The organism is Candidatus Amarolinea dominans (assembly GCA_016719785.1).
GTDB lineage: Bacteria > Chloroflexota > Anaerolineae > SSC4 > Amarolineaceae > Amarolinea > Amarolinea dominans.
On record JADJYJ010000022.1, the window covers coordinates 1 to 14,401 of the forward strand.

Below are 14,401 nucleotides of genomic sequence, written 5' to 3' on the forward strand. Positions count from 1 at the left end.
TGGAGATCGTCAGCGTGACCGACTTCCCGGCCGCGCCGACGCAGATCGTGACCACCTGCTGACTCCCGGCGCCAGCAAAGGAATTGCCAATGGACGGCGCGTTCGCCTACCTGGCCGCGGATCAAGAGGGCTGCAAGTGGTTGACATCCAGGACGCCGCCGCGCCGGCGGCTGTAGCAGGCAGCTACACGCCTTGCCGCCATCAGCGGCGCTGCGGAGTAAACGCAGCGGTCACGCCTTCGTCTTGAGCAAGGATCAAAAACCTGGTGATCGATGGATGTGTCGCAGCCGGCCGCGCCGGTGCGCAGGCATATTTCGATCTCGCGGCGCGGTCCGCAAGCGCATGCGTGTTGACAAGGACTTCGCGCCTACCTGGCCGATGCCGATGACGGCCTGTGGATCATGGACATCACCGATCCGGCCAACCCGGCGCCGCTCGGCCTCTATCGCACGCCCGAATCGCCGCTCAATGCCATCACTGGATGTGAATCTCTTGCCCGCACCATGTCGCGGTCGGCGACGGCGGTCTGCAGATTCTCGATGTCACCGACCCCGGCCAGCCAACCCTGCTCGGCAGTTACGACACGATCGGCTATGCCTTCGACGTGGCGATCAACGCTTTACCTGGCCTATAGCAATGACGGGCCGCACCACTCTCGGTCATCAACGTCAAACCAACCGGCCACGCCGACCCTCGTCACCGATGCTCGGTCTGGCGATGCGCAGCGTGGACATCGTTGGCGATCTGATGCGTTGTGCGTGGCCGATTTTCGCTCCCCAACGGGCTGCTCTTCAGCCTGGCGAATCCGGCGGCGCCTCTGCTGCTGGCAACCTACCCGCGCGACTGACGCCGCAGGCCAACCGTGTGCGATAGCGTCGCGTACATCGCCCAGACGGTCGGTCTGGCGTGACCCACGGTCATCAGCCCACCGCGCCGCGCGCGCCTGGCAGGCAATGCCGCTGCCGGGCAATTCCTGCAGCCTGTCCTGGCGCAGTCCCTGGAGCCTTTGGCTCACGGCAGCGACGGCCTATGCAGATCGTGGACGTGGTGATCCGGCACCAACCGTTGGTTGCCGGCCTGTTTGCTGCGCGCCCGGTTCTGCAAGCAACGTGCAGATAGAATCTGGCCTATGTGGCGGCTGACACCACGGCGGCCTGATCGTCGTGCGCATCACGCCGCTGCCGCGAATCGCCCTGGTTCTTCCCGTTCATGCGGCGGCGCAGAGCAACCCGTTTCCACCAACAACAACCACCAGTCAGGAACCAGCCACGTTGGCGGGTGGTTCGCCGGCACGCTTGTTGAGATACCATGAGACCTAACTCTAACCGGGAGAACACTGGCCGTCCAATCTGGCTCTATGTTAAAAGTGCAAAGCTGCTGAGGAGGAATGAAATGAAGAAGGAATTTCGCTGTAACTGCAAATCAGCTGCCGCAACAGGCGCGTGCTTGGCAAACAACGAGCTATACGACGCGCACCAGCGCCGGCCACAATCCGTTGAACGGCGTGGACGTTGACGCCCTTTCTGTTTTGCGCCATCTGATCGAGGTTCAAAGAGCTGTCGGAGGAGGGCGCAGCAGAGGAACACGAACTGCCGTGCGGGTGAGCACGTACCGCTCAGGTCGCTGCTCATTATCTGCCAGGGGTGCAGCGAGAGATTGTATAATTTGCTCTTTTTGCTGCCAGAGTGTCGTCCAGGACCGGCTGCACCTGGCATAATGAGGTCTGCGGCCGATTAGTTGACCGGGATTGGCGGGAATGGCACTTGCGAACGCTGCAACAAATGCACCTATGGCGTCTCCCTTTACCCTGCAAGCACTGCAGGGCGGAGGAGCCTGTGGGGATGTTTTGAAAGGGATGAGTTGAACTAAAACGGAGCGTCTACAACCGAACTCATCAGCATGCTGTGCAAACAGGAACGCCGGCGGTCTGCCCCCGTATGCCACGGCGCGGGGACATCATCCGCTGACATGGCTCAACTTTCAACTCGTTCTCAACTTGCCTTGACGGCTGCGGTGACCTGGTGGTAAAATGCGGTCTGTAATCGGCGTCGAAACTCTGTCAGTCAGCGGACAGGGTCTGCTGTACCTGAGGTGTGCAGCACTGCGTGATCTTCTCGCTTTTGCCTTTGCCTGAGTATAACCTGCCTTTCGGTGCGCATTTCGCCCGCCTGGGATTCTGCTCGCCGGCCTGCAGTTGACCGGGCTGGAAGCGGGCGCAACGCACGGGATGCAGACCACGGCGCGGACGTCGATCGGGGCGCGGACCTCGATCACGATGCCGGCCTGGATATGACGTTCATCTCTCCGATCATGATGCCCGGCCTGGATCGACGCTCCACCTCGATCATAGCGCAGACCTCGATCCGCGGCGGATGGCAGCCGCGCAGCCGAGCATGAGGCAGCGCCGGCGCGTCCGGCAGCAGTTTTTCGCTGCTGGCTTTCCGCAAACGGGTGAGCGCCGCTGCTGGTGGTCTGCGGTCTGTTCAAATCGGTGGCCCTGCTGGTTGGCTGTTGAACGGCCTGCTGGCTAGCGCCATCGGGTGTACCGGCCCGCGCTGTTCGCGGTGCTGCCGACCGCTGGTCATAGGCAACCTGGTGACCACACGCATAAGCATCGCTGGGTGGGCCGCGCTGCCGCCCATCAGCACCACGGCCAGTGCGCAGACTCTGGTGGGTACCCACGGCACGGTCATCGGCCCGTTCGTGGACGACCAGTATGGCATGTGCATCTGCGCGGCGCAGGCACGTTGATCACCATTTTGCGACTCCGTGCCGGGGCAAGCGACCATCAGAGCAGCTCCGAAAGTGATCCTGTTGACCTACGACCCGGTTCAACGCCGCCATCGTCACGCTGGCGCAACCCCCGCTACTTTTAACGGGTGCGCTGAACGCTTTTTCTTTTACGCTTCCGCGAACCAGGCCCACTGCTACCTCACCCCACCGGCCCCAGTTCTAGGGAGATTCCGACGATGCAGATAGCCGTTGTCATGGTTCCGTGATTCTTGCGGTTGTGCTCCTGCTGCTCTTGGTCCTCGTGCGCTCCGTCATGCGCTCTTATGTCAAAACGCCGGCCAATCGTTCGTTCGTGCGCACGGGCGGCCTGTCGCAAGGCCAATAACCCGCCTAAGGTGGTGATGAACGGCGGCGCCTGGGTGTTCGGGCCATCCATGAAATCCTGGGTTGACCTGGGCACGATGGCGATTGACATCGAACGCACCGAAAACAACGCCCTTCTCACCAAAGACCCGCAGTACGCGGACATCCAAGGCCATCTTTTTACGTCAAAGTCAACCCCACCGTCGAAGGTATCATTGACGCCGCGCGCACCATGCGGCAAGCAGGTGGATGTCAACGCCGTCAAGCAACTGGTCGAAGCCAAGCTGGATGGCGCGCGCGCGACGTGGCGGCCTCCTTCACGCTGATGAGCCTGCACCAGGAACGCGAGAAGTTCATCCAGGAGGTGCAGAATCGGCTCAAGACCGACCTGGAGGAAAACGGCCTGGTGCTCGAATCGGTATCGGTGCTGACCCTGCGCGCCGCGCGGCAGGGATCGTTCGGCACCGATGATGTCTTTGGCGCCCAGGTGGCGCGCCAACGCCCAGGTCATTCAGCAGGCGCTAGAGCGTAACGACATCGAACGCACCGCGGAGATCGAGATCAAGCGACGCGATACCGACACCGCGCTGCGACTCAACCTGGACCGTGAACTGGCCTGGCGTCCGCCACCCAGTCACGCGAGGTGCGGACAAGCCAGAGCGGTGGAAAAGGCGCAGGCCGAGCCTGCGCGAGTACGAGGAACACAAAAATCGGAAGCGGCGCGTGGCTAGGAACGGGCCGTGGCGCTGATGGAAATCGAGCGCGACCAACAGCTTGCCATTCAGGCGGGCGCAAACAGCAGGAAGTGATGGGGGCCGAGGTCGCGACGCCAGGCCATCGAAATGGCCGAGCAGCAGCGCCAGATCATCGTGCTGACCGAGCAGCAGAAACGCGAGGGCGCAGAGAAGGATCGCCTGCTGGTCCCGGGCGCGGGAAGAGGCCGCGCAGGCGGTGGTGACGGTGCAGGCCACGCAGACGGCGCAGCGAAGCCAGAATCCGCGTGATCGAGGCCGAGCGCGAGGCGCAGAAGGCGGTCATCGAACAGAAGAATCGCATCGAGCTGGATGCGCTGCGCAAGCAGCGCGAGGCCGAAGCGCAGGCCAAAGCGGAAAGAGATCGCCGCGGCCGAGGCCGAAGCGGCGCTCAAACAGGCCGACACGCTGCGCACCCAAGCCCAGGCCGAGGCGGAGGCGTCGAAGTTGCGCGCGGAGGGCACGAAGGCGACCTCGTCGGCGGTCGGCCTGGCGGAGGGCCGATGTCATGAAGGTAAGGCCGATGCGGCCATGCGCGAGGCCGAGCGATGCGCGCAGCGGCTGGCCGAGGCCGAGTGCCAAGCCAAGGCCGAGGCGCTGCCGCGTTCGACGGCGTGGCGCAGCGCGGGAAATGCTGAAGCTGCAACTGGATGCCCAGGTACGCATCGAGATCGCCAAGGCCCAGGCGGCGCTGGGCTCGGCCCTCGCGTCCATGAATATCAAGCTGATCGGCGATCCGAATGCGGCCGCTTCCCTGCTGCGCCTGGTGACGCTGGCCGACGGTATCGGTGGAGGTGATCAGGGCCGCGCTGACCGGTGCGGGAGATCGGCCAGCAGTTGATCAACCGGGCGACTGGCGACCCAGCCGGCGATAGCCTGGTGCGCATGGCGGCTACGGATGGCGGCAAGACCGCAGCGTCGGGCGTCAGCATCGAGGAATTGGCGGCCCTGGTACCTGAGGTGATGCGCGTGGCCGAGAAGAGCGTGGACCTGAACAAGGTCAAGGGCAAGAGCCTGGGTGAGATTCTAGCCCTGGTGGGCCAAAAGGTGTCTGGCGACGAACGCACGCTGGTTGAGAAGGCGCAGCGGGCGTTGGCGCAACTGCCGGTGCTCAACGATCTGCCGTTCGAGGATCTCTATCTGCGCATGGCGGTCCGCTGACCGGTCGCCGCAGGAGGTTGTGAGCGATGAAGTTGAGGGCATGGCTGGCCGCGTGGTGGCAAACGATCCTGCGGGACCTGTTCGGCGAGGGCGATGAGGCCGGGGCGGACAGGCCGCGGGGATCAACGTCGCGCGAGCGAGCGGCTGACGATCGCCTGAACGCCCTGCTCGCTGAGGCGCAAACCCGGCTGGATGACCTGCAGACGCAGCGCCGCGCGGCCGTGGCCCGGCGCAAGCGCGTGGAGTTAGCCTGGCAAGCGGCCCTGGCCGAGGTCAACCGCCTGGATGCGGCCGTAGATGCTGCGCTGCTGGAAGGCGAGGAGAGCCAGGCGCGCCGACATCTGGCCGCACAGCAGCTGGAAGCGTGGGAACGCTCGGCCAGCGCGTGGAAACGCTGGCGCGGGCGCAGCGCCAGCAGGATCGTCAGGCCGCGAGATCAGGTCGAGCTGCGCCGGCGCCAGGAGCAGATCGCCCAGGCCGAGGACCGCATGGCAGCCCGTCGCGAAGTGGCGCAGGCGCGACCGAGGACCGAGGAATCATCATGGCGCTGACCCCCGAACAAGAACAAGCTCTGACCGATTTACTGCGCCGGCTGCCGGCCGCGCCCGCCAGCACGCCATCGCCGGCGCCAGACCTGCTGCAGACCTGGCTGGGCGTGTCGGGCGCTGATCTCGGCGCTGGCTTACAGGCTCTGCTGGCGCGCAAGGCGCAGGTCGAGACGCGCGTCTTGGACTGGGTCGGAAGAAATCCGCTCGAGGCAGCCGTGCAATTCCTCGGCGCGGCCGCGTGGGCCTTTTACCGCGCCGAACAGAACGCCAACCCCAGAATCTCCACCTACACCGATGCCTTCTACTACATCGCCACCTGCGCCTCGGTGGGCTACGCCGACATCTTCGCGGTGACTCAGACCGGCCGGGCCATTGCTGCGCTGGTCATGATCATCGGCCCCGCGCTGACCAACCGCCTGCTCGACCAGCCGCGACGCGCTTGAGGCGCTTCGGTCAGCGCACGGTTGGCGCTGTGCGCGGACAGGCGAGGTATACTGCAAGTGGGAATAGACTTCACTCTTCTGCCGGCGGAAACAGGCGCAATTCGTGCCCGCTTGCAGCATAGTTCAGCACTCTTTCGGTCAATCAATGGCTGATGCTCATCGTGCGCTCGCCTGCGGCGGCCGCCGGCTGAGCAGGTGCGTTCTGTCAGTCCCTGGCGCGGCGATGTGTTCGGCGATGAACGCCGCATCGTCCCCGACACCCAACAGCAGAGCCAGTAGCTGGTTGCCAGCCCGGCCTGTCCACCGCCCACGATAACGGTTTCTATCGTCTGATGGGCCATGCCCTCCCCAATCAATTCGTCAAGCCACGCTGACGATCGCGCCGTCGTGCCATTCGGGGTCAGCCAGCAGCAAGGCGCGCAACTGCATGAAGCGCTCGCTCTGCTCCGGGCTTTGCGCGTTGGCCCAATAGGCCTCCTTGCTCTCGAACACCGCCACCAGGAACAGCTCGCCGGGGTCGGCGTCCATCTGGTAAACGTAGCGCGTGACCTGACCGGGCGCCACGCCCATGCTGTCACCCAACGCCTTCAATTCCTCGATCCTGGTCGGGTCAATTTTGATCCGTGCAATCGTGCCGTACATGGTTTCTTGCTCCTATCAATTTGGTTTTTCGAGGCGAGATGCTCGTAGGCCCAGGCCCAGGAGCAGGTACCACAGCGGGTTGACGACGAAGCCGGTCAGCGCGCTGGCAAAGCAGCACCAGCGGGCTGGTGGGCGTCAGCACGATCAACCGGCCCAGGTAGACCACGATCAGCAGCGCCGAGCAGGAATGTCAACGCCAAAGCCAGGGAGAAGCTCAGATGACGGCGCATGAGGCTGCCGGCGATCAGCACGGCCAGGCCGGCCACGCCGAAGGTGAGCAGGCCGCGCGGGTCAATCTGGCTGAGCAGGGCGGCCACAGCGGCCGGCTCTCCCGGTGGATTGAGGACATTCGCCAGGTCGTAGCCGCCGTGAATGGTAGCCCCCACGGCCGAGATGGCGCCCAGCATCAGGCCGAGCATGGCAACCTGCGCATCGGCCTCGCCCAGCCGCTCGAACAAGGCCACCAGGGCCACGAGCGACAACAGGCCGCCAATGAGCAGGCACAGCGAGTAGAGCAGCGTTCTGGAGGACGACGAACGACACAGAGTACAGCAGCCCGATCAGCGCGGCCGCGATGGCCGCCAGGCCGGCGGCGCGGTCGAAAGCGGACGATGCGTTCATAGATGATACCTCGTTACCAGGATATTGAAGATGGCGCTTGCGGCCATTCGACAGGTCTTGCGCGGGAGGCGCCGCCCTGACTGCGCACCTCAGGCCTGGCTGGCCGTCGAGGCCAGGCTTGCAGGGGGCGCAGTCAGTAAGGCGGACAGCCCTTCGCGGCCCCACGCCATGACGATGTCGTGGTTCCAGGCGAAGAACGGTCGCGCGAGCGGCGCCAGGAGATTCATCCAGCGCTTGGTGGTCGTCACGTTCCAATCGTAGCGCGCAGTCGTGATGCCATTGGCTTCGCTGAAGGTCCATAGCCGGTCCCTTCCAACTCGCCTGTGGCGCGGCCCTCGATGCGCCGGAACGGTTCGATGCAGGTTGTCTCCATCACGAAGGTGAGACGATAAGGCAGCTTGCTCTTCCAGGTGTAGTGGTGGGCGGCGCCGATCCCGCGGCTGTCCCCGCGGCGCAGGCGGACGACCGCCTCGACCCCCCGCCACCACTGCGGCCATCGCTCAACCTCGGTAATCGCCGTCCAGATGGGGGCAACCGGCGCGGCGAGTTGCCAGATGGTGGTAAAAGAATAGTGTGCGGGCAGTCAACAGGCCAGGCTGGCTGGCGCCGAGAACGATGGCATGGGTGTTTGCATGTGAAATGGGATTAGAATTAGAAAGCGGTCTCTCGGCGCCTGGGTTCGTCATGATTGCATCTCCTGCAAGTGATTGACATCGGCCTCGTACCGATCATCAGTGACCCCAGGATACATGCAAACGATACTCTGTGAACAGATCGAACAGTGCTCACTTCTTGTTCATTTTTTCGGAAAGCGCGCGCTTTCCTGCGCCGCCCTGGGGTAAAGATCATTATTCAATGCAAAGCCGCAAGGACGCGAAGGGCGTAAAGCAAGATCAAAAAAGCCTGCAAACCTGCGCCCGGGTAATCTGGGGCGGCACGCATACTCAGGTCTCAGCAGTAGGAGCCCGCATGGCTTCCACTGCGCATTCCCAGGCGCCTTCATGGCACAGGCCATCGGCTCGAGCGCGTTCGTAGGCCGCCAACCCCGCCTGCAAGCGCACCTCGCTCAAGACCACAGCCAGCGCGCTGTCACCCGTTGTCAACTGGTCGCTGACCAGGGCTAATCGCTCTCTGATCGTCGCTCGTCTCTCGTTATCCATGGTGTATCGCCTTCGAGCGCGAGTGGTTCATTTTTTTCCTCCTTCTTGCACCGGTCCGGATCGCGGGAGTCACTCGAACTGCGCCGATTCTGCCCAAAACCGATATTTGGCGTTACTGCCCATCTCCAACCCGACTTGACTTAATTCGGTATTAGTGCTATACAAGTCCGTAAATTATCTCTCACACAGAATGCTCCTTTCCGCCTGCCGCCATGAGGCAGTCAGATTTCTTCATCGCTCTGTCAAACAACTCCAAAATACGCAGCAACTACCGACGGCGGATTGTGCAGTGAGTGTAGCATAAGCCCTGGGAAAGATGGTGATCATGAACACGATGATAAGATACATGCCGCTGCGATACACCTTGCTGCGCCTGGCTGCCCGCGCCGGGCACATTGCCTTTACTCTGGCGATCTCCCTCATGTTGACATTCAGCGCAGGTTCGCAGTCTGCGGCGGAAGGGCCGCGTCGAACCGCACCCATCCCGGCTCCCGCTGGCCTGCAGGCGACCTTCGTCGTCCGCGGCGCTTCAGCGCCGGCGTCGAAAAGACCGCGCCCGGCGCGGTTGTCGTCTCCTCGTCGGCGCCCCTCGCCTACGCCTCAACCTGGGCCGATGGCGTTCGGGCCGCAGCGGTCGTTGGCGGCATTCCCGCGACCGCGCGACCACTGCCCACGCAGCCAGCGGCCGCCCAATCTGCCGCGCCCCAGGGCTACATCGTGCGCAACGCCAACCCCGACGGGCCAGACTCGCTCTACGCCGCCATTTATCTTGCCAACGCCAACCCCGGCCACGACGACATCACCTTTGCCATTGATCCGCCTGGGCGCACACGATTTTCGTGCAGGGGCCGGGGCTGCCGGTCATCACCGATCCGGTGACCATTGACGCGACCACATAGCCCGGCTGGAACGGCGCCCCGGTCATCGAGCTGGACGGCACCCCGTCCTACCAGGCCAATGGGCTTGATCCGGGCAGGTTCCACCACGGTGAAGGGGCTGGCGATCAACCGCTTCCAGGTTGGAATCTTCATTCTGGACGGCGGCGGCGGCATCATTACCGGCAACTATATCGGCGTTGGTCTGAGCGGCACGCAAGCGAAGGGCAACGCGCTTTCGGGCATCGAGATTCGCGGCTCCCCCAACAACCGCGTGGAGGGGAATGTCATCAGCGCCAACCATACCGGCGTGTTCATCAACGGCGCGACGACCGGCAACCGGATCTATGGCAACTACGTGGGGACGAACAAGACGGGCGACCAGGCGCTGAGGCAACAGCCCTGGCGCGGGGGTCAGCATTCAAGCCGCGAATGAGAACTACGTAGGGGGGGCCGCGGAGGGACAGGGAAACCTGATCTCCGGCAACACCAATGGCGTTTTGCTCTACAACGGGACCGCGGGCGTCTCTATTCAGAACAACGGGATCGGCTTGACGAGCTCGGGCCTCGCCGCCCTGCCGAACACGAGCTACGGCATCGTGTTCCAGGGCGCCAACGGCAACGACATCGGCGGCGATACGGAGGAGGAAGGCAACGTGGTCTCCGGCAACGGGAACGTTGGCATCTATCTGTATGCCGGCGCCAACGGGAACCGCATCCAGGGCAATAGAGTTGGGCTGCAATGGGGCGCAGGGCTTCTGGGCAACGGCAGCGCCGGCATCGCCATCGCGAATAGCTTCGACAACCAGGTTGGCGGCACGGCCGACGGCGCGGAGAACGTGATCACGGGCAACGCCGGCAGCGGCGTGCATTTTCGGGCACATCGGCGGGCAATCACGTGCTCGGCAACCTGATCGGCGCCGTGCCGTTCGCCCACCCTGATCCGGGCAACGCCGGCCATGGGGTCGAGATCAACGGCGCCAGGAAAACACGATCGGCGGGACGACCGCGGCCGAAGGCAACGTCATCTCCGGCAACAAGTTGGATGGCGTGTGGATCGGCAACGGCGCCAGAGATAATCGTGTCCGGGGCAACTTCATCGGCCTGACCGGCGCCGGGGGGGCGCTGGGCAACTATTTGCACGGCATCGAGGTGGCGGACGCCGGGGTCAACTTCATCGGCGGGCGCAGCGCCACGCCGGGCGCGCCGCCCGGCAACGTGATTGCGGCCAACGGCAGCGCCGCGGCCGGCAGTGGGGTCGGCATTGTTCTACACGGGACCACGACCGGCGTCGAAATCAAGGGCAACCTGATTGGCACGAACAGCGCGGGGAGCGCCAACCTGGGCAACCGCAGCGCGGGCGTCGCGCTGGTTGGTTCCGACACAGCCTCCAACCTGGTCGGCGGCGAGGATCGCGAGTCGCGCAACGTGATTGCGGGCAACGGTCGCAGCGGTGTGCTGCTGAGCGATCGCGCGGTCAGCAACCGCATCTACGGCAACTTCATCGGCCTGGCCGCGGATGGCACGACGGTGGTGCGCAACGGCCAGCACGGCGTCTCGCTCGAGAACGCGTCCAGCAACTTCATCGGCGGGCCAACCCCGCCGGCAGCGCGCCCGGCAACGTCATCGCGGGCAACGGCGATGTAGCCAGGGCAACGGCGTGGGCGTGTTCGTCAGCGCCGGCTCGACGCTGAACAAAATCGAAGGCAACGTCATCGGCGCGGACGCCACCGCCACGCTGGCGCGGCCCAACCGGCTCAGCGGCGTGATTTTGGACGGCGCGCACGCGCACCAACCAGGTGGGGCGGGTTGCGGTTGATGGGGGCAACATCATCGTCGGCAACGGGCTGGATGGCGTGACGATCCAGAACGGCGCGGCAGAGAACATCATTTACGGCAACGCCATCGGCGTCAATACCGCCAACGCCCGGCTGGGCAACGGACGCCACGGCGTGGCAGTTTACAGCGGGCAGCGATCTCAATCTCATCGGCGGGTCGGCCGCGTTCCAGGGGCAACATCATCGCGGCCAACAGTCAGGACGGCGTGCGTCTGGCGGAGGCTGCGGCGCGCAACAAGGTGCAGGGCAACAGGATTGGCATGGACGCGAGCGGGACGACGGCATTGGGCAACGGCCAGAGCGGCGTGGTCGTGGACGCGGCAAATACGAACACCATCGGCGGGCCAGGCGTCGGCGAAGGCAATGTGCTTTCCGGGAACGGCCAATACGGCATCAGCCTGCAGAACAGCGCCACCCAAAATACCGTGGCCGGCAATCGTATCGGTACGGATGCGGCCGGCGCGACGGCCAGGGGCAACGGACTCAGCGGGGTGCAGATCAACGCGGCCAACGACAACACGGTTGGCGGGGCTACGGCAACCCGCGGCGCCCGGCAATCTGATCTCCGGCAACGTGCAGGACGGCGTGATTCTGGCGGGCGGCGCCACGCGCAACAGGCTGTTGGGGAACATCATCGGCGCGGACGCGACCGGCGCCAGACGGCTGCCCAACGGCTTTCACGGCGTCGAGATCACCGGTGCGCCCGGCAACACCGTCGGCGGGTCGAACAACCCGCCGGCCGCGCTCGCGGGCAATCTGATCTCCGGCAACGGCGACGGCGCTGAAGGCCGCGGGGTGGGTGTGCTCATCTCGTTGGCTGCCGCCAACAACACGGTGCAGGGCAACCTGATCGGCACGGACCTGGCCGGTGAGAACGCCCTGCCCAATCTGCTCAGCGGCGTGCTGCTGACGGACGCGGGACGAACACCAATCAGATCGGCGGAACGGGGTTCGACGTCGAGAACATCATTTCGGGCAACATGCTCGACGGCGTCGCCATCCAGAGCGGCGCCGCGGAAAACCGGGTGCAGGGCAACATCATCGGGCCGAATCGAACCGGGGCGCGGGTGCTGGGCAATGGGGCCAATGGCGTGAAGATCTTCGACGCGCCGCGCAATTCGATTGGCGGCGAGACGACCGTGATAGGGACGGCGCCGGGCAACACCATCTCCGGCAACGGGCTGATCGGCGCGCAAGGACATGGCATCGCTATCTCCGGCCCCAATGCCATGGGCAATGTCGTGCGGGGCAACCTGGTTGGCACGGGACGCGACGGGCACACGGGCCCTGGGCAACGGCCTGAACGGCGTCTATCTTCAAGGCGCGCCGGGCAACACCATCGGCGGCGAAACGTTGGTCGGCATCGCCTCGCCGCGCAATGTGATTGCAGCCAACGGCCAGGCGGGCGTGAAGATCGAAGGCGCGGGCGCCAGCGGCAACAAGGTGCTGGGCAATTTCATCGGCGTGAACGCGGCGGGCACGGTCGCTCTGAGCAACGGGAGTGATGGCGTCGTCGTGCAGGGTGCGCCGGGTAACATCATCGGCGGAGCAGCGGCGCCGGCGGGCGCGCTGCCCGGCAATGTCATCTCTGGCAACAGCGGCAACGGCGTGGGCATCTATGGCACGGCCGCCAGCGGCAACAAAGTGCTGGGCAACCTGATCGGCCCGGACGCGGTGGGCGCGGCCAGTTTGGGCAACACCCGTGCGGGCGTGGCCGTTGACAGCGCCAGTGGCAACACCATCGGCGGGCCACGCAGCGCGCAGGCCCTCAGCCGGGCAACGTCATCTCCGGCAACGGCGAGGACGGCATCCAACTGACGCGGCCGGGCGCAACCACAAATACCGTGCAAAGGCAATTTCATCGGCGCCGCAGCGGACGGAACGAGCGCGCTGGGGAATGATGGTCATGGCGTTTTTTCTTCACCCTGGAAGCGAGTGAGAACGACATCGGCGGCGCAGGGCGGGCGAAGGCAATGTCATCGCCCATAACGCCGGGGCGGGCGTCTTCGCCGATTCTGGCCGGACCAACACCTTCGCGGTCAACAGCATCTTCGCCAACGGCAGCCTGGGCCTCGACCTGGCGCCAACCGGCGCGACGGCCAACGACAGTGGCGACGCGGACGATGGCCCTAACCGCCTGCAAAACTTCCCGCTGCTGCTGACCCTCTCCGCCAACCGCAAGACCCTGACCGGCTCCATCAACAGCCAGCCCTCGCAGAGTGTCGGCTGGAATTCTTCGCCAGCCCCACCTGCGATCCTTCGGGTTACGGCGAGGGTGGGACGTTCCTGGGCGCAACTACGGCCACCACCAACGCCTCCGGGCAATGCCGCGTTCTCGGCCACCTTCGTCAATGCGGTGCCGGCCGGTGACCAGATGACGGCCACCGCCACGGACCCCAACGGCAACACCTCGGAGTTCTCGCGCTGTTTCGACGGCGCGACCCCGATCGTAGATGCCATCGAACCGGCGTCAGCCAGCGCGGGCATCAACGTCGAAGTCACCATCCTGGGCTACTTCTTCCAGCCCGGCTTGCAGGCGGCGGTGGGGTCGAGCATCGTGCAGGGCCTTCAGCACTTGCCCGACGAGACAGCGCCGCCCTTCCGCGCGCGCGTGCGCGGAACGCTGGTCGCGGGCCTGGCGCCAGGCGCGTACGATGTAACCGTGACCAATCCCAACGGCCGGGCAGGCGTACTCGCCCAGGGATTCACCGTGCGGTCGGATGTCAGCCGCAGGCTGGGCGCAGCCACCGTCACCTACGGCCCCTACACCTGGCGCAGGGTGACTTCAGCCAACTATCCCTTCGTGGTCTCATGTACCACACGCAAGCATCACAGTCGAGGAGCCGATCTACGGCGACCCGCCGAGCAGCGTCACCCTGGTGGACAGCCAGGGCAACCTGCTGGGCGTCATGACCCGTGTGTCCAATTTTTCCGGCGGCGGACTCTACCGGCGCGGCGAGCATCCCCAACACGGCCCTGGGCGTCGTCGTGACCAAGCGGGTCGTCTGGTCCGATGGCGTCACCATGACCGAGACTGTGCTGAGCGGCCGGCTGGCCTGCATTGATCCGGCCGGCAAGGTCTTCGATGCCAGCACGAGCGCCCCCCTTGCCAGGCGCGGTGGTGACGCTCTACCAGCGCGACCCGGTCACGGGCGACGCGATCTGGAACCCGGCCCTTTCCGGGCAAGCTCAACCCGCAGGCCACGAACAGCGATGGTCGCTACGGCTGGCAGACGTCAGCGGGCAGCTTCTACGTGCTGGCCGC

The 14,401-nt window shown here is 64.9% G+C and carries 21 protein-coding genes and 2 pseudogenes; 18 read left to right on the forward strand and 5 right to left on the reverse strand.

Annotated features, from left to right (window positions below; all coding sequences use genetic code 11):
* Positions 1–365 precede the first annotated feature (365 nt).
* The 6 genes and pseudogenes from IPM84_19985 (at position 366) to IPM84_20010 (ending at position 3,827) form a co-directional block, all read left to right on the forward strand.
* A pseudogene (locus tag IPM84_19985) lies at positions 366–452 on the forward strand (hypothetical protein).
* A gap of 35 nt (positions 453–487) precedes the next feature.
* Entirely contained in the window at positions 488–634 is a 147-nt protein-coding gene (locus tag IPM84_19990) for a hypothetical protein (protein MBK9094998.1), read from the forward strand.
* Positions 635–2,595: 1,961 nt separating this feature from the next.
* Entirely contained in the window at positions 2,596–2,751 is a 156-nt protein-coding gene (locus IPM84_19995) for a hypothetical protein (protein MBK9094999.1), read from the forward strand.
* Between the two features lie 305 nt (positions 2,752–3,056).
* On the forward strand, positions 3,057–3,422 hold the full coding sequence (locus tag IPM84_20000) for a hypothetical protein (GenBank protein MBK9095000.1): 366 nt from the start codon (positions 3,057–3,059) through the stop codon (positions 3,420–3,422).
* Positions 3,401–3,628, forward strand: coding sequence for a hypothetical protein (locus tag IPM84_20005; protein ID MBK9095001.1), 228 nt, complete (start codon positions 3,401–3,403; stop codon positions 3,626–3,628). The genes IPM84_20000 and IPM84_20005 overlap by 22 nt, the downstream gene beginning before the upstream one ends.
* A complete protein-coding gene (locus IPM84_20010; GenBank protein ID MBK9095002.1) occupies positions 3,573–3,827 on the forward strand; it encodes a hypothetical protein in 255 nt (84 codons plus the stop codon). The genes IPM84_20005 and IPM84_20010 overlap by 56 nt, the downstream gene beginning before the upstream one ends.
* 50 nt (positions 3,828–3,877) lie before the next feature.
* Here IPM84_20010 and IPM84_20015 read toward each other — a convergent pair whose 3' ends face one another.
* Positions 3,878–4,312 carry a hypothetical protein gene (locus tag IPM84_20015; GenBank protein MBK9095003.1) on the reverse strand — a complete coding sequence of 145 codons (435 nt, stop codon included), beginning with the start codon at positions 4,310–4,312 and terminating at the stop codon, positions 3,878–3,880.
* A 167-nt stretch (positions 4,313–4,479) separates the two neighbouring features.
* Here IPM84_20015 and IPM84_20020 point away from each other — a divergent pair, with 167 nt between their 5' ends.
* The 4 genes from IPM84_20020 to IPM84_20035 are packed head-to-tail and all read left to right on the forward strand — an operon-like array spanning position 4,480 to position 6,000.
* Positions 4,480–4,689, forward strand: a complete 210-nt coding sequence (locus IPM84_20020) for a hypothetical protein (GenBank protein ID MBK9095004.1) — start codon at positions 4,480–4,482, stop codon at positions 4,687–4,689.
* Positions 4,686–5,009, forward strand: a complete 324-nt coding sequence (locus IPM84_20025; protein ID MBK9095005.1) for a hypothetical protein — start codon at positions 4,686–4,688, stop codon at positions 5,007–5,009. The genes IPM84_20020 and IPM84_20025 overlap by 4 nt, the downstream gene beginning before the upstream one ends.
* Before the next feature lie 26 nt (positions 5,010–5,035).
* The gene (locus IPM84_20030) at positions 5,036–5,560 is read left to right on the forward strand and encodes a hypothetical protein (GenBank protein ID MBK9095006.1); all 525 of its coding nucleotides are present in this window, start codon (positions 5,036–5,038) and stop codon (positions 5,558–5,560) included.
* The gene (locus tag IPM84_20035; protein ID MBK9095007.1) at positions 5,551–6,000 is read left to right on the forward strand and encodes a two pore domain potassium channel family protein; all 450 of its coding nucleotides are present in this window, start codon (positions 5,551–5,553) and stop codon (positions 5,998–6,000) included. The genes IPM84_20030 and IPM84_20035 overlap by 10 nt, the downstream gene beginning before the upstream one ends.
* A 360-nt stretch (positions 6,001–6,360) precedes the next feature.
* Here IPM84_20035 and IPM84_20040 read toward each other — a convergent pair whose 3' ends face one another.
* The 4 genes and pseudogenes from IPM84_20040 to IPM84_20055 form a co-directional block, all read right to left on the reverse strand.
* Positions 6,361–6,642 carry a hypothetical protein gene (locus tag IPM84_20040; protein MBK9095008.1) on the reverse strand — a complete coding sequence of 94 codons (282 nt, stop codon included), beginning with the start codon at positions 6,640–6,642 and terminating at the stop codon, positions 6,361–6,363.
* Positions 6,643–6,737: 95 nt separating this feature from the next.
* Positions 6,738–7,124 (reverse strand): hypothetical protein, encoded by a 387-nt coding sequence (locus IPM84_20045; protein MBK9095009.1) that lies wholly within the window; start codon positions 7,122–7,124, stop codon positions 6,738–6,740.
* Positions 7,125–7,352: 228 nt separating this feature from the next.
* Positions 7,353–7,846 (reverse strand): annotated as a pseudogene (locus IPM84_20050) (SRPBCC family protein).
* 361 nt (positions 7,847–8,207) lie between these two features.
* Entirely contained in the window at positions 8,208–8,345 is a 138-nt protein-coding gene (locus tag IPM84_20055; GenBank protein ID MBK9095010.1) for an acetyltransferase, read from the reverse strand.
* Positions 8,346–8,705: 360 nt separating this feature from the next.
* On the opposite strand from IPM84_20055, the gene IPM84_20060 reads away from it, so the two are divergent.
* From IPM84_20060 to IPM84_20095, 8 genes are all read left to right on the forward strand, one after another.
* Positions 8,706–9,302 carry a hypothetical protein gene (locus IPM84_20060; protein ID MBK9095011.1) on the forward strand — a complete coding sequence of 199 codons (597 nt, stop codon included), beginning with the start codon at positions 8,706–8,708 and terminating at the stop codon, positions 9,300–9,302.
* Between the two features lie 84 nt (positions 9,303–9,386).
* Positions 9,387–9,734 (forward strand): right-handed parallel beta-helix repeat-containing protein, encoded by a 348-nt coding sequence (locus IPM84_20065; GenBank protein MBK9095012.1) that lies wholly within the window; start codon positions 9,387–9,389, stop codon positions 9,732–9,734.
* Positions 9,718–10,212 carry a right-handed parallel beta-helix repeat-containing protein gene (locus IPM84_20070; protein MBK9095013.1) on the forward strand — a complete coding sequence of 165 codons (495 nt, stop codon included), beginning with the start codon at positions 9,718–9,720 and terminating at the stop codon, positions 10,210–10,212. The genes IPM84_20065 and IPM84_20070 overlap by 17 nt, the downstream gene beginning before the upstream one ends.
* A gap of 136 nt (positions 10,213–10,348) precedes the next feature.
* Positions 10,349–10,945, forward strand: a complete 597-nt coding sequence (locus IPM84_20075; GenBank protein ID MBK9095014.1) for a hypothetical protein — start codon at positions 10,349–10,351, stop codon at positions 10,943–10,945.
* 19 nt (positions 10,946–10,964) lie between these two features.
* Positions 10,965–11,117: a hypothetical protein gene (locus IPM84_20080; protein MBK9095015.1), complete on the forward strand. Its 153-nt coding sequence runs from the start codon at positions 10,965–10,967 to the stop codon at positions 11,115–11,117.
* Positions 11,118–11,273: 156 nt separating this feature from the next.
* Positions 11,274–11,921 (forward strand): right-handed parallel beta-helix repeat-containing protein, encoded by a 648-nt coding sequence (locus IPM84_20085; GenBank protein MBK9095016.1) that lies wholly within the window; start codon positions 11,274–11,276, stop codon positions 11,919–11,921.
* Between the two features lie 472 nt (positions 11,922–12,393).
* Positions 12,394–12,954: a hypothetical protein gene (locus tag IPM84_20090; protein ID MBK9095017.1), complete on the forward strand. Its 561-nt coding sequence runs from the start codon at positions 12,394–12,396 to the stop codon at positions 12,952–12,954.
* 457 nt (positions 12,955–13,411) lie between these two features.
* The gene (locus IPM84_20095) at positions 13,412–14,128 is read left to right on the forward strand and encodes a hypothetical protein (GenBank protein ID MBK9095018.1); all 717 of its coding nucleotides are present in this window, start codon (positions 13,412–13,414) and stop codon (positions 14,126–14,128) included.
* Positions 14,129–14,401 lie beyond the last annotated feature (273 nt).